This window comes from Halomonas sp. ML-15 (assembly GCF_014779595.1).
GTDB lineage: Bacteria > Pseudomonadota > Gammaproteobacteria > Pseudomonadales > Halomonadaceae > Franzmannia.
Map to the genome: position 1 here is coordinate 1,787,293 of NZ_JACXZT010000019.1, position 17,626 is coordinate 1,804,918.

Here is a 17,626-nt window from a genome sequence, read left to right on the forward strand (position 1 = left end):
CCAATGCCAATCAAAAAAGTAAGCCGCCGGGGAGCGGAATCCGAATCAACTGCACGAACAGAACATACATGATCACTGCTGCCACAATGGGCAGCAGGATGGTGGTTTTCCAGTGCCGCAGGGGCTCCCGAGTGAGCAGTGAGGAGCCCACCACCAGCGCCAAGGCAAGGGCGACCGTAAACCCCAACCGACCCGCCAGCAGGAACAGCAGCACACCCCCTGACACCATCACCACAGCGGTCACTAGCACGCTGAGCATATCCTCCTGCCTGGCATCATGCTTGCCAATGCAGGCATTAGCTGCCACCAGCCCCCCCGCCATCATGATCGCGATATAGGCGACCTGCGGAAACGCCTGCGGCCCCATGGTCTGTCCGGTTCGCCAGTTGCCGTAGGTGATATCCAACAGGCCAGCGGCAGCAATAGCGATCATCACCGCCCCTACGTAGAAGTCCTGGTAACGGAGAGGATTACGCAATATCGATGACATCATATTCCTCCCGGCTTACGCCTTGTTTCGCAGTAGCAACGTGAACACTAAGATCAACCCCAAGGCAGTGGTATAGAAGCCGATAGCGATCGGGCTTGAAAATAGATAGGACCACTCGCCGCCAATCAGCAGTGACTGGCGCAGCGCCCGTTCGGCGCCCGGCCCGACGATGAACCCCAGGATAAGCGGTGCCAGCGGGAAGCCATAAAGACGCAGCACCACGCCGAGCAGGCCAGCCCCCAGCAGCACCCACACGTCAATCAGGGAGTTGCCAGCGGCATAAGTGCCAAAGATCGCTAGACAGAAGACGATAGGGAGCAGGATACGCGGCTGTACCATCGACATCTTGGAATAGTATGGCAGTAGTACTTTGCCCATCAGCAAGTTGACCAGGTTGGCATAGATAAGAATGATAAATAGCGCATAGATCACATCCGAGTGGTCACGCACCATATTGGGGCCCGGCGTCATCCCCATCAGGATAAAGGCGGCGCCAAACAGCGCCGCCGTGGCACTGCCCGGTATGCCGAAGGCGAATAGCGGGATCAGGGTTGAACCCGAGGTGGCACTGTTACCCGCCTCGGCACTGGCTACCCCTTCCATGGACCCCTTACCGAACTCCTCGCCATTGCGCGAGAAGCGCTGGGCAAGACCATAGCTGATAAAGGCTGCTAGCGAGGATCCTGCGCCGGGCAGTGCCCCGATCAGGGTCCCGGTACCCGTGCCGATGGCGGTCGCCTTCCAGAGTTTGAGAAAGTCGCGGAATGGCAGCTTGTCAGCGGCGGCATCATAGTCGCTGAACATCTTGGACTTTTCCTTGGCATCCTCGACGATGGCGCGCGACTTGGCAGCCCATGCCTTGGAGACCTGCACGATCAACTCCGACACCGCAAAGATGCCGACCAGTACCGGGATAAGGCTAAGTCCTCCCGCCAATTCGGGAATGCCAAAGGTCATGCGCAGTGAGCCACCGATAGGGTCTCGACCAATCATGGAGAGCAGAATACCCAGCGCACAGGCCGCCACCCCTTTAGCCAGTTGACCCCGAGTCAGCGCCGAGATCAGCAACAGGGAAAAAGCATAGAGGGCAAAGAACTCGACGGGCCCAAACTTCAGCGCGACGGCGGCTAATGGCAGTGCAATGAAGATCAGGATCAGGTCGCTGGAGCTATCGCCGGCGACGGAAGAGTACAGCGCAGTGTGCAATGCACGATTGGGCTTACCCTTCAGCTTGGCCTGATAGCCGTCGATCGTCGTAGCGGCAGCCCCTGGGGTTCCTGGAACCCCGAAGGTTATCCCTGAGATGGAGCCCCCGAACATTCCGCCCTTATATATTCCTACGAGCAGGCCCAGCGCAGAGGCTGGCTCGAGGTAGAACACGGTGGGCAGTAAAAGAGCGATGGCCATGTCACCGCTGAGGCCCGGTATAGCGCCCAGGGTAATACCTAGCAGAATGCCCAGCGCCACAAACATCAGTACCGAGGGATCCAGCGCCAGTAACAGGGCATCCGTAAGCGCTTCAAGCATGGAAGACTCCGGCAAATACTATTGAGAGAGATCGTGCAGATGTACAAGAAGCGGCAGCTGAGTTGCTGCCGCTCCCCGACCTACTGTTATGTTTAATCGATCTCGCCAATCTCGCGCAGGATGCTTCCCACCATCTCTACCGTGTTGTGGTAGAGGTCAGCAGATGCTTCCATGCCACGCGGATCGATGCCCGCGTTTGTGCGCTCGCTCATTGATTCGGCAGTGGGCGTCGCCAGTGCTTCCATAAAGCAATCTTGTAGAAATTCCTTGGTTTCCTGGGGCACATCCTCCTTGGCGAAGATCATCAGCCAGGCTGGCAGCGACACGTCGTAGCCCGCCTCCTTGAAGGTCGGCACATCAGGCAGTACATCGGCACGCTCATCGGCAAAGGTACCCAGCGCCTTCAGCGTGCCCTCCTCGACCTCAGACGCGATGCTGGCCGGCAGCGTCATGCCAAGATCGACGTGTCCCCCCATCACCATACTGCGGGTCTCGCCGCCGCCCGAGGTGGGAATATGGCGATTCTCCAGCCCCGTCTCCATCTCGAAGAGAATCAGCGGCAAGTGCACGATACCGAGAGGCGCCGCATGGGCGAAGGTGACAGAATTCGGCTCCGCCTCGAGCTGCTCCACCCAATCCTCGATGCTGTCGATCTCGTGATCGGCACGGGTATACACCGTGGGCAGCCACTCGGTGAACAGCATGACGGGATCCCAGTCGTCATGAGACCACTCCACATCATCGACGTAGCCAGAGGTCACGATGGGGCCATAGTCAGTCACCAGCAGAGTATGACCATCCGATTCTGCATTCATGACGTGGTTGACCGCTTCAAGCCCCGCCGCCCCGCTCATGCTGACGACGTCGATACGCGGACCGCAGAATTCCGGTGCAGTGGCCGTGAGCACACGGGCCGTCATATCGGAGCCGCCACCCGGCCCGAAGGGAATGAGCAAACGAATGGGGCTATCGCCTAGCGGTGAATCACCGTTAGTGTCGCTGGCCATGATCGGGCCAACGGCAACGCCGAACGCGGCTGCTGCAAGCCCTGCTACCAACCTCTTCCGCTGCATTAACATCTACGTATCTCCTTGTTCTTGTCTCAGATAAGTACTGCCAGCACTGCTGACTGCAAAAGTAGCAATCAAATATATTTTATACAATCTACGAGAATGAAGCTAAACGAAACACTGGCGGTATGCAAGCCTCTGCTTGGCGGCTCGTTCGATGCTCCCAAGCTCATTGAATCGCTGAGCAATTCCTACGCTGATAGCCCCTCTGATCCGTGGGCTAACTCAGGCGAAACGCGCCAACCGGTAAGGCCTTGGCGACGGCAATCCAGGCTCCAACGTCTCGTGTTCAAGCGATGTAAACTGGCCGATCAAACGCGCGGTGACGGCTGCCTGGGTCAGCCCAAGATGGTGATGCCCGAAAGCCAGCAACACCCTATCCTCAGGCCCTGCCCGATCGATAATGGGTAACGAATCGGGGAGCGAAGGACGAAATCCCATCCAGGGTGTCGCCTCCGCCTCGTCGAGGGGCTGAGAGAACATTCCCTCGGCCAATTGCCGAAGCCGCCAGGCGCGCTCCATGCGTGGTGGTCGCTGGAGGCCGGCGAACTCCACGGTGCCTGCCAGTCGCAACCCCTCTGCCAGCGGGGTCATGATGAAACGCCGCTCCAGCGAGGTGACCGCCATCGGCAGCCGGCCACCCTCGCGAGGCAGCATCAAGTGATATCCACGCTCGGTATCCAGCGGCACCCGCACTCCGGTCAGCGAGGCCACCAGCGACGCCGAATGGGCGCCTGCCGCCACCAGCACCCTCGGCACCTCCAGCACGCCGCCGCTCGTCTGCAGGCGAATGCCGACGTCACTCGCCTGCCCCCCCGTTACCTCGGCACGAGAAAAACGCACCCCGATCGCCTCGGCGGCCTTAGCCAGGTCCTTTACCACCTGGTGGGGATCCATCACATGGCCAGTCTCGGGGAACAGCAGGCCTCCGCGGATATTTGCGGTTAGCGAAGGGGCCAGTTGCCGCACCCCATCACCACTGAGTCGTTCGCAGGCCACGCCTTGGGCAGAGAAACGGCCCATTGCATGGGCAAGCTCGCCGGCAGTCGCCTCGCTCTCGTGCACCAGTAGAGAGCCCTCATGCCTTAGCAGCCAGGTCTTATCGATACTCGTTAACAGCGTCTTCCACGTTGCCAGGCTCACTTCGTTAAGCGCCCGAATCCCCGCCACGCTGGCCTGGTAGGGAGAGGGGCGCAGGTTCCAAAGCAACCTCACCAGCCAGGGTATGGACCTTGGCAGGTAGCGCCAATCCAGCCGCAATGGCCCCGTGGGGTCCATCAGCATCCCCGGAATCCGCGTCAACAGAGAGGCATCGGCGATGGGAAAGACCTGCTCCGTGGCCATATGCCCCGCATTGCCAAATGAGGCCCCCATCCCCGGTGCATCGCTATCCAGCACCCGCACTCGAAATCCCTTACGGGCTAACTCGAGGGCACAGGCAGTGCCAATCACACCCGCTCCAACCACCGCGATGTCGGCATCGTCGAAGCCAGCCGCCGACAGGGATCGCGCCTGGATAGAAGTTGCTGGATCGGGGTACGCCTGGGTCATGGTCTCTACTCAGTTGAAGTGCCACTCGAAGATTGTATAAATTATATAATTTATCCTAGCAACTCCCTACGACCAACGTCTATATGTCTCGTAGGCAGATGAGCGTTCCAACCAGGCAACGCTAGCCGCCAGGTCTGCGCACTGGGGCCAGTACAGAGAAGACGTAGCCGCATAGACCCGCGGCGCATCCATTTCAGAGAGGGGCTTCACAATATGCTCCGCAGATTGTATAAAATATAAAACATTGGAAGGCATACTCTCATCGATAGCGAGAGGCCTACCCTGGGCAATGACGACAACAGCAGACAGGAGCGGCACATGAAACGCCTGCGTGCCATCGATTCGCATACGGGTGGGGAGCCTACACGGCTTGTCATCGAGGGCTTCCCCGCCCTCGCCGGCGCCTCGCTGGGGGAAAAGCTGGACACGCTGCGCCACTCCCACGATGAGTGGCGGCGAGCCTGCATGCTCGAGCCCCGTGGGCATGACGTGCTCGTCGGCGCTCTCTACTGCGAGCCGGAGTCGGCGGGCGCCACCTGCGGTGTGATCTTCTTCAACAACAGCGGCTATTTAGGGATGTGTGGCCACGGCATCATCGGTCTGGTGGTATCGCTCTACCATCTCGACCGGATCGCACCAGGCGCACATATCATCGACACGCCTGTGGGCCCCGTCAGCGCAACGCTCCATGAAGATGGCGCAGTCACCGTGCGTAATGTGGTCGCCTATCGGTATCGGCAACGGGTACCCGTTGAGGTGCCCGGATATGGCCTCATTCACGGTGATATCGCCTGGGGCGGCAACTGGTTCTTCCTGGTCGAAGAGCACGACTACTCTCTGGCACTGAAGAACGTCGAGGCACTGACGGCCTTTAGCTGGGCGATACGCCAGGCACTAGAGGCCCAATCGATCAGCGGCGAGGGCGGCGCCCTGATCGACCATGTCGAGCTATTTGCCGATGACGATGTGGCGGATAGCCGCAACTTCGTGCTGTGCCCCGGCAAGGCCTACGACCGATCGCCCTGTGGTACGGGCACCAGTGCCAAGCTGGCCTGCCTGGCCGCCGATGGCAAGCTGGCACCCGATACCCCCTGGGTGCAGGCCAGCATTACCGGCAGTCTCTTCGAGGCGCATTACCAGTGGGAGGGAGATGCCATTCGCCCCTATATCAAGGGGCGGGCCTATCTGAGCGCCGACACCACGCTATTTGTCGATAAGCAGGACCCCTTCGCCTGGGGAATAACAGCATCATGACCGCCACTGGCGATCCGGCCTGCCCCGTCCCACAGCGTATCGCGACTGCGCTCCAGGGGGCATTCCCGGGGCCGGCCAACAGCAGAGATCGATTTGTCTAACTATAAAGGAACCACGATGAGCGAGAATATTTTCACCGGCTGCATACCCGCCCTGATGACCCCCTGTACCGAGGATCGTAAGCCGGATTTCGATGCCCTCGTCGCCAAAGGCCGCGAGCTAGTCGATATCGGCATGAGCGGCGTGGTGTACTGCGGTTCCATGGGTGACTGGCCGCTGTTGACCGAGGCCGAGCGACAGGAAGGGGTGGCTCGACTGGTCGCCGCGGGAATTCCCACCATCGTCGGCACCGGCGCCGTCAATTCCAGGGAAGCCGTCTCTCACGCCGCCCATGCCGCCAAGGTGGGCGCACAGGGTTTGATGGTGATCCCCCGCGTCTTGTCACGGGGTACCTCGGCCGAGGCCCAGAAAGCCCACTTCTCCGCCATTCTGGAGGCGGCTCCAGTGCTGCCGGCCGTCATCTACAATAGCCCCTACTACGGTTTCGCCACCCGCGCCGAACTGTTCTTTGCGCTGCGTCAGGAGCACCCAAACCTGATCGGTTTCAAGGAGTTCGGGGGAGCCGACGATCTGCGCTACGCAGCGGAAAACATCACCTCGAGAGACGAAGACATCACGCTTATGGTAGGTGTCGACACCACGGTGTTCCACGGTTTCGTCAACTGCGGTGCGACGGGCGCGATCACCGGTATCGGCAACGCCTTGCCCCGTGAGGTATTGCACCTCGTGTCATTGAGTCAGCAAGCCGCCCAGGGGGATGTCAAAGCGCGCCGCCTGGCACAGGAGCTCGATGCAGCAATGGGCGTGCTGTCGTCCTTTGATGAAGGAGCGGATCTGGTGCTCTATTACAAGCATCTCATGGTGCTTAACGGCGATCACGAATATGCCCTGCACTTCAACGCCACCGACGCCTTGAGTGACGCCCAGCGCAACTATGTCGAAACGCAGTACGCACTGTTTCGTAAGTGGTATACACAGTGGTCTACCTCTCTCGATGCCGCCTGAGTGGCATGCTGTTATTGGCTACCAATAGCGAGAGGCCCTGGTGCAGCCCGACCGAAGGGGCCTCGAGTAGCGGCACGGCTGCCGGCGTCGCGACGGAATAATGAATATTCCCCGCGGTTTGTATACAGTGTGCAATTACACATTTTGAGCGGATCGAGGCTATGCCGGCTTATAAAACACGCGCACAGTTCGTTGCTAACGATCTCCGCAAGCGCATTCTCGGAGGGGAGTTTCCTGGTGGGTCACAGCTGCGCCAGGATGCCTTGGCCAAGGATTACGACGTCAGCAGGATACCCGTACGAGAGGCACTACTGGCCCTGGAGTCGGAAGGGCTGGTGGAGTTTCACGCCCATCGTGGCGCTTTCACGACCGAGCTCTCCGTCGCCAAGATCCGCGAGCTTTTCGAGCTGCGCGTACTGCTCGAGACGTACATATTGAAACACGCTATCCCAAATCTTTCCGAAGAGGATCTCAACAACGCTGAGAGTATTTTGCGTCAATACGATGCGGCACTGGACTCAAGAGGACAGATTGATAATTGGAGCGATTATAATTTCGCCTTCCATCAAGCACTGTATGCTCCTGCCGACTTGCCGGAAACGATGACGATCATCAGCCAGTTAAACACCAAGTCGGACCGCTATATCCGCATGCAGCTGCTCTATACCCAGAAAATCGAAAAGGCCGAGCGAGAGCACCACACCCTTCTGAATCTCTCCCGAGAAGGTCGAGTGGAGCAAGCGTGCCAGCTGCTAGAAACCCATATTCTGGAGGCCTGCGAGGGTATCGTGTCGATACTCGAGGGGCGCGCCGAGGCACAGCAACAGGCCGTGCCTGACACTCGCTGAAGCAATATTCCGTACAACATTGGCGCGATGAGAGTGCACAAATATTGGCATTGAGTAGCGCTATGGGAGGCAAGATGAACACTGACCGGCAAGCCCTCCTGCTCGGGCTGGGGGCGGTGCTGCTGTGGTCGACGGTGGCCACGGCCTTCAAAGTCGCCCTGGGCTATCTCACACCGCTGGAACTGGTATGGATTGCCGCTTGTGTCTCTTGGCTGCTGATGACTGGACTGCTGTGGCAGCGAGGCACGCTGCGCGAAGCGGCAACCACTCGCTGGCGAACCGCCCTGTGGGCCGGCCTCATGAATCCTGTGGCCTACTACCTGATCCTGCTGATTGCCTATGACCGACTGCCTGGCCAGGAAGCCATGGCGTTGAACTACACCTGGGCGCTGACCATGGCCCTATTGGCGGTGCCGATTCTTGGCCATCGCCTGACACGCTACGATGTGCTGGCCGGTCTGATCGCCTATAGCGGGGTGCTGGTGATTGCGACCCGTGGAGACCTGCTAGGAATGCGTTTCTCGGATGCGCTGGGCGTCGGGATGGCGCTGCTCTCGACTCTGCTGTGGGCCTTCTACTGGCTGATGAACACGCGCGACAAGCGCCCTGCCCTGCTAGCCCAGTGGCAGAATTTCAGCATCGCAGTGCCCGTATTAACGCTGCTAGTCCTGCTGTTTTCGGACTGGCGAAACCTGCCCTTGGCGGGGATCTCGGCAGGTATCTACGTCGGTCTTTTTGAAATGGGGCTAGCGTTCCTGCTTTGGCAAAGCGCCATGAATAAAACCACCCGTACAGCGAAAATATCCTGCTTGATTTTCTTGGCACCGCCAATCTCGCTGCTCATTCTGTTCCTGATGCTGGGAGAGGCGCTACTGCCCTCAACGCCCGTCGGTCTCGCGCTTATCCTCGCCGGACTGGCTTTTCAACAGTTTCAACCCATCTCAAATCGAACCCAGGGAGCGTCCTGAGCAGCGCCTATCCGGCACTACCCAGCCGCTGCTGAAAGCACTCAGCGATCGATATGGCCCAGATCACGCTCGGGGTCCAGGCGGTCGCGGACGCGCTGCTTGAGCTGCTTGCTGTCGGGAAAACCGCCTTCGTGCTTACGCTCCCAGATCGATTCGTCGTTATAGAAAATCTCGAAGTAACCGCCGTGACTCGGTACCAGCGCCACCTCGTCGAGGGCCTCGCCAAAGGTCGAGAGCAGCTCCTGGGCCAGCCAGGCGCTGCGTAGCAGCCATTGGCACTGGGTACAGTAGTGGATACGGATGCGTGACATCGCGGCTGTCCTGTCGCAACAATGAAAGATCCGATGATACCAGCCAAGGAGCCCACATGGCCGCCACCGACATCAGCCAGACCCGCCTCTTCGAATGGCTGACCGGCGATGACGATAGCCGCATGTGCAGGGATATCCCCGATGAGGCGTGCCATGAGCAGCCGCGCAACTTCTTCCTGCATCTGCTCGCGGCGCTGGGCAATAAGCTGGCTGACGAGCTGGCCAGCGCCAGGCTGGTGCTGCCGTGGCTGCTGGGGGTCATCGGTGCCCCGCTATGGATGGTGGGTCTGCTGGTGCCGATCCGCGAGTCGGGCTCGCTGCTACCGCAGCTGTTCGTGGCCGGGTTTATCCGCCTCAAGCCGCAGCGCAAATGGGCCTGGGTACTCGGCGGTGCGCTGCAGGCCGTGGCCGCTCTGCTGCTGGCGCTACTGGCGCTGTTCGGTGCCGGAGGGCTGGGTGGCGGCCTGGTGCTGGCGGCGCTGGTGGCCCTATCGCTGGCTCGCGGCCTGTCATCGATTGCTACCAAGGATGTGCTAGGCAAGACCATCAGCAAGCAGCGCCGCGGCACCCTGATGGGCTGGAGTGGCAGCGTAGCAGGCGCCGTCACTCTCCTTGCCGGCGGGGTGTTGATGCTGTTCGATGAGCGCCCCGGCGAACTGGCTCTGGCGTTGCTGCTGGGGGTAGCAGCGCTCGGCTGGGCGCTGAATGCGCTGTGTGCCGCGCGTATTACCGAGGTGCCAGGAGCGGTGGAGGGAGGCGAGAACGCCTGGGACAGCATCAAGCTGGGGCTGCGTTTGATGCGTGACGACCGCGCCTTCCTGCATTTCAACATGGCCCGCGCCCTGCTCCTCTCCAGTGCGCTGGCACTTCCCTATATCGCGCTGCTTGGCCAGCAGCAGAGCGGCACCCAGCTTGGTGGCCTGGGACTTCTGATCGTCATTTCGGGGCTCGCCGGCATGCTGGCGAGCCCCATCTGGGGCAAGCGCGCCGACGCCTCGAGCCGGCAGGTTATGCGCGATGCCGGTCTGGGAACCACGCTGTGCTGCCTGCTGGTAGCCGCGGTCGCCTGGCTGCCAAGCGGCTGGAGCGAGACGGTATGGCCCTATGCGCTGGGCTATGGGCTGCTGGTGGTGGTCCATGCCGGTGTGCGCCTGGGGCGCAAGACCTACCTGGTGGATATGGCCGGACAGGACAAACGGGCGCTCTACGTGGCACTCTCGAATACCCTCACCGGTGCGCTGATGCTCGCCATTGGCGGCGTCATCGGCGCGCTGGCCCAGTGGCTGGGCACTACCGCGCTGCTGGTCATACTGGCTCTCAGCGCGCTTGGCGCCGCGGCCAGCGCGCATCGATTGCCCGAGGTCGAGCAGTAAGCCAGGCCCATATAAAACGGCAACACATTGAAATGGCAGCCACGTCTGGCCATTATGTAGCCAGACGAAGGTTAACGAATCAGGGTACGACAGGAACGCGCGCGCATGAAAAGACCGTCCATGATCAGCCCAGCCCTGCTGGAACGCATTGTCGATGCCTCGGAAGATGGCATCGTGGTGGCCGAACAGGAGGGTGACGAAAACATCCTGATCTATGTGAATCAGGGCTTTGAGCGCCTGACCGGCTACAGCGCCGACGAGATACTGTATCGCGACTGCCGCTTTCTACAGAACGATGACCGCGATCAGCCCGGCCTCGACAACATTCGCCAGGCGCTGTCCGAAGGCCGCCCGTGCCGTGAGGTGCTGCGCAACTATCGCAAGGACGGCACGCTGTTCTGGAACGAGCTGTCGATCACCCCGGTCTTCGACGACGCCGACCAGCTGACCTATTATATCGGCGTTCAGAAGGACGTCACCGAGCGCGTCGAGGCGCAGCTGGAAGTCGAACGGCTACGCGCCGAGCAGGGCCGCTGAGGCCCGCACACCCGTCCTGCGAAAAAAATTCGCGCCCCCTCTTGTATCTCCCCCGCCGTCAAGGCTATAAGGCCATCAGGATGCCGAGGCATTCTGATGGCAGCCTACGCTGCCGTTGGCCGCTATCACTCGATAGCCCTATCGATCTTTCGACCGGTCATGGGAGGACATCGCATGAGCCGAGATCATCTCGCCAATACTCTTAGCGACGAGCAGGATTTCTTCGACGCCGTCAACGATGACAGTTTCCCTCCCGAGCAGGAGGGCCGCACCCGCAGCTCCTCGCGAGCAGACACCCTGCGCGCCCGCCGCCAAGTCGAAAGCCTGCTCGAGGAGCGCCGTCTCAAGCGTGCTATCGAGGACGACTGGCTGCTCGACGACGAAGAGGAGTAGCGCCAAACATCGACGGCGGTTCAGGACGGGAGTGTGAGGCATAAACTGGCCATTCGTCGCCCCGGCCACTATCATCGTGGCCACTGAAACCCCGTAACCTAGATGGAATCCCATGGCGCAATACGTCTACACCATGAACCGGGTGGGCAAGGTCGTGCCCCCCAAGCGCGAGATCCTCAAGGATATCTCGCTCTCCTTCTTCCCTGGCGCCAAGATTGGCGTACTCGGCCTCAATGGTTCGGGCAAGTCGACCCTGCTACGCATCATGGCCGGGGTCGACACCGAGCACAACGGTGAAGCCCGGCCGATGCCGGGCATCAATATCGGCTACCTGCCACAGGAGCCGGAACTCGACGACGAAAAGAACGTTCGCGAGACCGTCGAGGAAGCGCTGGGCGAGATCAAGCAGGCCCAGGAGAAGCTCGACGCCGTCTACGCCGCCTATGCCGAGCCAGACGCCGACTTCGATGCCCTGGCCAGCGAGCAGGCGCGCCTCGAGAACCTGATCGAAGCCGCCGATGCGCATAACATCGAGCGTAAGCTCGATGTGGCCGCCGAAGCACTGCGCCTGCCGCCCTGGGAGGCCAAGGTCGGCAACCTGTCCGGGGGCGAACGGCGCCGTGTAGCGCTGTGCCGCCTGCTGCTGTCGAACCCCGACATGCTGCTGCTCGACGAGCCTACCAACCACCTCGACGCCGAGTCGGTGGCCTGGCTGGAACGCTTCCTGCACGACTACTCCGGCACCGTGGTGGCGATCACCCACGACCGCTACTTCCTCGACAATGTCGCCGGCTGGATCCTCGAGCTCGACCGTGGCCACGGCATCCCCTTCGAGGGCAACTACTCGCAGTGGCTGGAATCCAAGGAGAAGCGCCTCGAGCAGGAGGCCAAGCAGGAGGCCTCGCGTCAGAAGGCGATCAGGCAGGAGCTGGAGTGGGTGCGCTCCAATGCAAAGGGCCGCCAGGCCAAGAGCAAGGCGCGCCTCAACCGCTTCGAGGAGATGCAGTCAGGCGACTTCCAGAAGCGTAACGAGACCAACGAGATCTACATTCCGCCCGGCCCGCGCCTCGGCGACAAGGTCATCGAGTTCCACGGAGTGAGCAAGCGCTTCGATGACAAGCTGCTCTACCAGGATCTCTCGTTCACCGTGCCCAAGGGCGCCATCGTCGGCATCGTCGGCGGCAATGGGGCCGGTAAGTCGACGCTGTTCAAGCTGATCAAAGGCATCGAATCACCCGATGCCGGTGAGGTCGTGCTCGGCGATACCGTCGACATCGCCTACGTCGAGCAGTTGCGTGATGCCCTCGACGACAAGCAGACGGTGTGGGAAGCGGTCTCCGGCGGCCAGGACATTCTCAATATCAACGGCTACGAGGTATCGTCACGCGCCTACGTGGGTCGCTTCAACTTCAAGGGCAACGACCAGCAGAAGTTCCTCAAGGACCTCTCTGGCGGTGAGCGCGGTCGCCTGCAGTTGGCCCAGACCCTCAAGCAGGGCGCCAATGTGCTGCTGCTAGATGAGCCGTCCAACGACCTCGATATCGAGACCCTGCGGGCACTCGAAGAGGCCCTGCTGGCCTTCCCCGGCTGCGCCATGATCATCTCCCACGACCGCTGGTTCCTCGACCGGGTGGCCACTCACATCCTGGCCTTCGAAGGCGACTCGGAGGTGGTGTTCTTCGAGGGCAACTACCAGGAGTACGAAGAGGATCACCGGCAGCGGGTGGGTAACGACACGCCCAAGCGCATGAAGTACAAGCGTATCGACGCCTGATCCCTTCCGCTGAAACGCGCAAGGCCCCGCCATTGGCGGGGCCTTGCGCATTATGGCCTATTGAGAAGACCACTCGGTCAAAGGTCAGCGTCGTCCGCGAATCAGCGAGACCACGAACAGCACCAGGAACAGCACGAACAGGATCTGCGCAATGGTCGATGCGACCCCGGCGATGCCGCTGAAGCCCAGGACGGCAGCGATCACGGCAATGATAAGAAACAGCATGGCGTTGCCAAGCATGGGAACTCCTTTCCTCGGTTATCGAATCTCCGGATCTCTACCGCAACCCGGCTTACACAGGCCGACGCCTTGTCGGCTTTCCCTACCAGCCTTGTCCGAATTGACCGACACGTCAAGTCCACGTCGTTGGCCAATAGGCTGATGCAGTTGCTAACAGCGAGGGACGCTGGCGGTAGGGCGAAGAGGAGGTTTGCGCCATGGGTGAGGAGCATGCTCCGAACGGGCTGGCCATGGATGGCCAGCACCGGCCCTGCAAGCGGAGCAGGATGCGAGAGCGCAGCAGGGCGCAAGGTAGCGCCCAGGGATGGGTTTACAGCGCCTCCTCATAGGCCTACCGCCAGGTCAGTGCCGAGCGATGCCGCTGAGCCCGTTGTCCAATCGGCTACGAATACAGCGATGGCTCGCCCTCAGGGCGGGTCTTGAAACGCCGGTGCAGCCATAGATACTGCTCGGGATGCTTGCGAATCGCGCCTTCGATAAAGGCATTGATACGCGCCGCGTCGGCGACCTCGTCGCCGCTGGGGAAGTTCTCCAGCGGCGGCAGGTACTCCAGGGTATAGGTGCGATTGTCCGGGTTACGATGAAACATCAACGGCATCACCGGCGCGCCGGTCATACGGGCGATCTTGGCCGTCAACTTGATGGAGGCAGCATCGACGCCGAAGAACGGCGCGAAGACGCTGACATCGCGGCCGAAATCCTGATCCGGCGAGTACCAGACGTGGTGCCCGGCCTTGATCCGCCGCACTACCCCGCGCAGATCGTGGCGATCGATGGCGGTACCAAAGATACGCTTGCGGGCACGGGTCATGAAACGCTCAAACAGCGCGTTGTTGTGCGGACGATAGACCACGTCGGCGGGGAAGAACAACGAGTGCAGCGCGCCGCCGAGATCGAGGGTCGAGAAGTGTACACCGATGATCAGCGCGCCCTTGCCCTCGGCCTGCACCCTGGCCATATGTTCCTGGCCCTTGAAGGTGACCCGATGGCGTAAATGCTCCGGATCGCGGCACCAGCCGGTGGCGGTCTCGAGGATACCGATACCGTTGGCCAGAAAGGTTTCGCGAACCAGTTTGCGCTGCGCCGACGCATCGAGCTCGGGAAAGCACAGCGCGATATTGGTCTCGGTGATGCACCGACGGCGCTTGGCAAGGCGCCACGCCAGCCGGCCGATGGAGCGCCCTACGGCCAGCTTGAGCCGCCACGGCAGCCAGGCACCAACACGCATCAGGCCGATGGCAAGCCCCGCACCCCAATAGCGCGGATGAAGAAATGACGAGGGAGCATCCTTGGACATGGTGGTCTCGTTGCTGAAATCAGCCCCCATGATACCGTCTGGGGACCCTCGGCAGCACCCCGGTAAGCAGGGTATAGCTGATCGTTGAACAGTGGCGCGCCACCTCATCCACCGACAGCAGTGTACCGTTGCTCGCCCTCCCCCAAAGCACCACCTCGCTGCCAATGTCGGCCTCGGGAATGTGCGTGACATCTACCGTGAGCATATCCATCGATACCTTGCCAGCGATGGCACAACGCTGGCCATCGACCAGTACCGGGGTGCCATCCTCCGCATGGCGGTCATAGCCATCGCCATAGCCGGCGGCCACCACAGCGATCTTCGACCGCCGCGGCGCCCGCCAGCGACCGCCATAGCCCACCGGCTCACCGGCCTCCAGCTCGCGCACAGCAATGATCTCGGAGCGCAGCGTCATCACCGGCGCCAGGCGACGACTCGCCTCACTGGCCGCCTCGAGCGGATCGCTGCCATATAGCATCACGCCGGGCCGATTCCAGGCGCCGTGTGCCTCGGGCCAGGCCAGCGTCGCAGGTGAGTTGGCCAGGCAAGTTGGCGCACCGAGCTCACTGGCCAGCGCATTCAGCATGCCCAACTGGTACTGAAAATAGCCAGGATCGAGGCTGTCGGCAGTGGCGAAATGGCTCATCAGGTGCAAATCGCGTACACGATCACCGGCCGCCGCCAGGCGCGCCCAGTGCTCAGCCAGCTGCTCGAGCGGAAAACCCAGCCGGTGCATGCCTGAATCCACCTTGAGCCATACCGTCAGTGGCTGGGCAGGCCGGTAAGCGAGTAGCGCATCCACCTGCCAGGGACTGTGCACCGCGGTCCACAGTCCGAGAGCGTCAATACGTTCCAGCTCAGCGGCCTCGAAGAAGCCCTCGAGCAGCATGATCGGGGTCTCGATGCCCGCTGCGCGCAGCGTCTCGGCCTCCTCGATGCAGGCCACCGCCAGCGCTGGTGCCACACTCGACAGCGCCCTGGCACATGGCACTAGGCCATGGCCGTAGGCATCGGCCTTGAGCACCGCAATGGCGCGGCTGCGTGGCGCCAGATCCCGCGCCAGGCAGTAGTTATGACGCAGCGCGTCGAGATCGATGTCAGCGATCAGCGGACGGGCCATCGAAGACTCCAATGCATGAAAATGGGCGCCATGATTATTTAGCATTCACCCAACAATTACACGGATAAAAACGCCATATTTTTATTAAAATATGGCGCCATCATCTCGATTTTTTAAGCATTACAAGAAATATCACTTACGATGGCGGCGTCGGCCGCGCACCAATATTCATCGCCGGGTCAGTGCCACCCGCCTCATCCGGCAGATCGAGTGAGATGCCCTGGTCGGCATCGAGCCATTGATTCACACTCTGTATTGCCTCACCGTCTAGGGTGCCGGACTGCTGGCGCAGCTCAAGCAGACCCAGCACATAGTCATAGCGTGCTTCGGCATAGTCGGAAATGGCGTTGAACAGATTCTGCTCGGCGTTGAGCACATCGACGATATTGCGCGTGCCGACCTCATAGCCGGAACGCGTCGCGTCCAGCGCGCTCTGATTGGAGGCGATCGCCTGGCGCCGCGCCTCGACGGTTTCCACGTCGTTGCTGACTTGGGTATACAGCGAGCGCACCTGCTGCACGGTATCGCGACGTTGGGCCTCGAAGTCGTACTGACTCACCTCCAGGCCGAAGGTGTTCTGGCGAATCTGGGCGCTGGTGGCACCGCCAGTGTAGAGCGGCACGCTGGCACGCAGGCCCAACTGACTGTCGGAATTGTAGCCGGTTACCCCGCTGCGGTCGGTATCCGAATACTGGTAGTTGGCAAACGCTTCGAGGGTCGGCTGGCGGCCGGCCCGGGCAATATCCAGGTCGCTGCGCGCCACCTCGATACCGGCTTCGGCCATCATCAACATGGGACTGTTGAGCATCGCCATCTCGACCCAGGCGTTGCGCTCGGCGGGCGTAGGGGGCTCGACGGGCAGCTCGTCGGAGAGGCCATCAATGCTGGCATAGCGCTGGTCGGTGAGTCGCTCCAAGGCCTCGAAGCTGATCTGCAGAGCATTCTCGGCAGCGATTCGTTGGGCACGCGCCAGATCGAATGACGCCTGAGCCTCGAACACGTCGGTGATCGCCGTAAGACCGACCTCGAAACGCTCCTCGGCCTGCTCGAGCTGACGACTGATGGCGATCTCCTGAGCACGCCGCGCCTCGAGAATATCGGCCGCCCGCAGGATCTCGAAATAGGCGCTGGCCACATCGAACAGCAGCTGCTGTTCGGCGACCTCGAGCGACAGTGCCTGCTGGCCGGTGAGTCGCTCGGCGCGTTCCAACTGGGCGAAGCGGCTGGCATCATACAGCGCCTGGCTGGCATCCAGACTCAGGTTCAGAGAGTTGAAGTCCTGCTCATCATCAACTATCAAGCCATCGCCGGGGCCGGCAGGGTCGCCCACTTGAGCACCACGCCCCTGAGTCGAGTAGGTGCGATTGTGGGTCAGGCTGGAACCGGCACTAAGCTGCGGTAGCAGGCCGCCACGTTCAACCTCGCGACCTTCGCCGACCCGCTGCAATTCGGCCCGCGCCGACGCGAGCCCGGCATCGTTGGCCAGCGCATCGCGAGCCACGGTGAGCAGGTCAGTAGCGTGGGCCGGGGCGGCGGCGAAACCAATGAACAGAACCAGCCAGCGGCGGGCAGGAAACAGCGAAGAGCGATTGGGTGACATGGCGGTACTCATAAAGTCATTCAGCGGCGCGGGCGCCAATCTACCTGCAGTAATGAGGCACTGCCTCAGAGAGTATTTACAAATTACTGCGCTCGGCCATGACTTTTGTAAACACCCTCCCAGGACAGGCAATCATCATCTCCCAGCGAGGTGCAAATAACGTGCAACGCGGGCGGCCTGGGCCGCCCGCGTTGCCTTCATGGCCAAC

Annotated in this window: 17 protein-coding genes; 8 read left to right on the forward strand and 9 right to left on the reverse strand. The window is 61.2% G+C overall.

Translation table 11 applies throughout. The annotated features are described in order from the left end of the window. Positions 1 to 10: 10 nt before the first annotated feature. The 4 genes from IEI94_RS20055 to IEI94_RS20070 form a co-directional block, all read right to left on the reverse strand. Positions 11 to 490 (reverse strand): tripartite tricarboxylate transporter TctB family protein, encoded by a 480-nt coding sequence (locus IEI94_RS20055; protein WP_191168979.1) that lies wholly within the window; start codon positions 488 to 490, stop codon positions 11 to 13. Between the two features lie 15 nt (positions 491 to 505). After that, positions 506 to 2,017 (reverse strand): tripartite tricarboxylate transporter permease, encoded by a 1,512-nt coding sequence (locus IEI94_RS20060; protein WP_191168980.1) that lies wholly within the window; start codon positions 2,015 to 2,017, stop codon positions 506 to 508. A 92-nt stretch (positions 2,018 to 2,109) separates the two neighbouring features. Continuing rightward, positions 2,110 to 3,096, reverse strand: a complete 987-nt coding sequence (locus IEI94_RS20065; protein WP_191168981.1) for a tripartite tricarboxylate transporter substrate binding protein — start codon at positions 3,094 to 3,096, stop codon at positions 2,110 to 2,112. A gap of 216 nt (positions 3,097 to 3,312) precedes the next feature. Further along, positions 3,313 to 4,638: an NAD(P)/FAD-dependent oxidoreductase gene (locus IEI94_RS20070; protein WP_191168982.1), complete on the reverse strand. Its 1,326-nt coding sequence runs from the start codon at positions 4,636 to 4,638 to the stop codon at positions 3,313 to 3,315. Between the two features lie 318 nt (positions 4,639 to 4,956). Here IEI94_RS20070 and IEI94_RS20075 point away from each other — a divergent pair, with 318 nt between their 5' ends. The 4 genes from IEI94_RS20075 to IEI94_RS20090 all read left to right on the forward strand — a co-directional run bounded on the left by IEI94_RS20075 (position 4,957) and on the right by IEI94_RS20090 (position 8,773). After that, positions 4,957 to 5,892 (forward strand): 4-hydroxyproline epimerase, encoded by a 936-nt coding sequence (locus IEI94_RS20075; RefSeq protein ID WP_191168983.1) that lies wholly within the window; start codon positions 4,957 to 4,959, stop codon positions 5,890 to 5,892. Between the two features lie 117 nt (positions 5,893 to 6,009). Then, positions 6,010 to 6,957 carry a dihydrodipicolinate synthase family protein gene (locus IEI94_RS20080; RefSeq protein ID WP_191168984.1) on the forward strand — a complete coding sequence of 316 codons (948 nt, stop codon included), beginning with the start codon at positions 6,010 to 6,012 and terminating at the stop codon, positions 6,955 to 6,957. 161 nt (positions 6,958 to 7,118) lie between these two features. Next, positions 7,119 to 7,805: a GntR family transcriptional regulator gene (locus tag IEI94_RS20085; protein WP_191168985.1), complete on the forward strand. Its 687-nt coding sequence runs from the start codon at positions 7,119 to 7,121 to the stop codon at positions 7,803 to 7,805. Positions 7,806 to 7,879: 74 nt separating this feature from the next. Continuing rightward, on the forward strand, positions 7,880 to 8,773 hold the full coding sequence (locus IEI94_RS20090) for a DMT family transporter (RefSeq protein WP_191168986.1): 894 nt from the start codon (positions 7,880 to 7,882) through the stop codon (positions 8,771 to 8,773). Between the two features lie 41 nt (positions 8,774 to 8,814). On the opposite strand, the gene IEI94_RS20095 is transcribed toward IEI94_RS20090, so the two are convergent. Beyond that, the gene (locus IEI94_RS20095; protein ID WP_191168987.1) at positions 8,815 to 9,084 is read right to left on the reverse strand and encodes a SelT/SelW/SelH family protein; all 270 of its coding nucleotides are present in this window, start codon (positions 9,082 to 9,084) and stop codon (positions 8,815 to 8,817) included. A 56-nt stretch (positions 9,085 to 9,140) separates the two neighbouring features. Here IEI94_RS20095 and IEI94_RS20100 point away from each other — a divergent pair, with 56 nt between their 5' ends. The 4 genes from IEI94_RS20100 to ettA all read left to right on the forward strand — a co-directional run bounded on the left by IEI94_RS20100 (position 9,141) and on the right by ettA (position 13,161). Beyond that, positions 9,141 to 10,457: an MFS transporter gene (locus tag IEI94_RS20100; RefSeq protein WP_191168988.1), complete on the forward strand. Its 1,317-nt coding sequence runs from the start codon at positions 9,141 to 9,143 to the stop codon at positions 10,455 to 10,457. 105 nt (positions 10,458 to 10,562) lie between these two features. Continuing rightward, on the forward strand, positions 10,563 to 10,994 hold the full coding sequence (locus IEI94_RS20105) for a PAS domain-containing protein (RefSeq protein ID WP_191168989.1): 432 nt from the start codon (positions 10,563 to 10,565) through the stop codon (positions 10,992 to 10,994). Between the two features lie 174 nt (positions 10,995 to 11,168). Then, complete coding sequence (locus IEI94_RS20110) at positions 11,169 to 11,387, forward strand: PA3496 family putative envelope integrity protein (protein ID WP_191168990.1); 219 nt, start codon at positions 11,169 to 11,171, stop codon at positions 11,385 to 11,387. A gap of 112 nt (positions 11,388 to 11,499) precedes the next feature. Further along, positions 11,500 to 13,161 carry an energy-dependent translational throttle protein EttA gene (ettA, locus tag IEI94_RS20115; protein ID WP_191168991.1) on the forward strand — a complete coding sequence of 554 codons (1,662 nt, stop codon included), beginning with the start codon at positions 11,500 to 11,502 and terminating at the stop codon, positions 13,159 to 13,161. An 84-nt stretch (positions 13,162 to 13,245) separates the two neighbouring features. On the opposite strand, the gene IEI94_RS20120 is transcribed toward ettA, so the two are convergent. The 4 genes from IEI94_RS20120 to IEI94_RS20135 all read right to left on the reverse strand — a co-directional run bounded on the left by IEI94_RS20120 (position 13,246) and on the right by IEI94_RS20135 (position 17,418). Next, positions 13,246 to 13,401: a DUF1328 domain-containing protein gene (locus IEI94_RS20120; RefSeq protein WP_076746934.1), complete on the reverse strand. Its 156-nt coding sequence runs from the start codon at positions 13,399 to 13,401 to the stop codon at positions 13,246 to 13,248. Positions 13,402 to 13,783: 382 nt separating this feature from the next. Further along, positions 13,784 to 14,698 (reverse strand): LpxL/LpxP family Kdo(2)-lipid IV(A) lauroyl/palmitoleoyl acyltransferase, encoded by a 915-nt coding sequence (gene lpxL, locus IEI94_RS20125; RefSeq protein ID WP_191168992.1) that lies wholly within the window; start codon positions 14,696 to 14,698, stop codon positions 13,784 to 13,786. 19 nt (positions 14,699 to 14,717) lie between these two features. Continuing rightward, positions 14,718 to 15,818, reverse strand: coding sequence for an alanine racemase (gene alr / locus IEI94_RS20130; RefSeq protein ID WP_191168993.1), 1,101 nt, complete (start codon positions 15,816 to 15,818; stop codon positions 14,718 to 14,720). A 136-nt stretch (positions 15,819 to 15,954) separates the two neighbouring features. Next, positions 15,955 to 17,418, reverse strand: a complete 1,464-nt coding sequence (locus IEI94_RS20135; protein WP_191168994.1) for a TolC family outer membrane protein — start codon at positions 17,416 to 17,418, stop codon at positions 15,955 to 15,957. Positions 17,419 to 17,626: the final 208 nt, after the last annotated feature.

Coding starts and splice junctions, on each gene's coding strand:
- IEI94_RS20135 (WP_191168994.1), bottom strand. CDS start 17,418: ATGTCACCCAATCGCTCTTCGCTGTTTCCTGCCCGCCGCTGGCTGGTT.
- IEI94_RS20060 (WP_191168980.1), bottom strand. CDS start 2,017: ATGCTTGAAGCGCTTACGGATGCCCTGTTACTGGCGCTGGATCCCTCG.
- IEI94_RS20065 (WP_191168981.1), bottom strand. CDS start 3,096: ATGTTAATGCAGCGGAAGAGGTTGGTAGCAGGGCTTGCAGCAGCCGCG.
- IEI94_RS20070 (WP_191168982.1), bottom strand. CDS start 4,638: ATGACCCAGGCGTACCCCGATCCAGCAACTTCTATCCAGGCGCGATCC.
- IEI94_RS20080 (WP_191168984.1), top strand. CDS start 6,010: ATGAGCGAGAATATTTTCACCGGCTGCATACCCGCCCTGATGACCCCC.
- IEI94_RS20105 (WP_191168989.1), top strand. CDS start 10,563: ATGAAAAGACCGTCCATGATCAGCCCAGCCCTGCTGGAACGCATTGTC.
- alr (WP_191168993.1), bottom strand. CDS start 15,818: ATGGCCCGTCCGCTGATCGCTGACATCGATCTCGACGCGCTGCGTCAT.
- IEI94_RS20075 (WP_191168983.1), top strand. CDS start 4,957: ATGAAACGCCTGCGTGCCATCGATTCGCATACGGGTGGGGAGCCTACA.
- lpxL (WP_191168992.1), bottom strand. CDS start 14,698: ATGTCCAAGGATGCTCCCTCGTCATTTCTTCATCCGCGCTATTGGGGT.
- ettA (WP_191168991.1), top strand. CDS start 11,500: ATGGCGCAATACGTCTACACCATGAACCGGGTGGGCAAGGTCGTGCCC.
- IEI94_RS20100 (WP_191168988.1), top strand. CDS start 9,141: ATGGCCGCCACCGACATCAGCCAGACCCGCCTCTTCGAATGGCTGACC.
- IEI94_RS20090 (WP_191168986.1), top strand. CDS start 7,880: ATGAACACTGACCGGCAAGCCCTCCTGCTCGGGCTGGGGGCGGTGCTG.
- IEI94_RS20095 (WP_191168987.1), bottom strand. CDS start 9,084: ATGTCACGCATCCGTATCCACTACTGTACCCAGTGCCAATGGCTGCTA.
- IEI94_RS20055 (WP_191168979.1), bottom strand. CDS start 490: ATGTCATCGATATTGCGTAATCCTCTCCGTTACCAGGACTTCTACGTA.
- IEI94_RS20085 (WP_191168985.1), top strand. CDS start 7,119: ATGCCGGCTTATAAAACACGCGCACAGTTCGTTGCTAACGATCTCCGC.
- IEI94_RS20120 (WP_076746934.1), bottom strand. CDS start 13,401: ATGCTTGGCAACGCCATGCTGTTTCTTATCATTGCCGTGATCGCTGCC.
- IEI94_RS20110 (WP_191168990.1), top strand. CDS start 11,169: ATGAGCCGAGATCATCTCGCCAATACTCTTAGCGACGAGCAGGATTTC.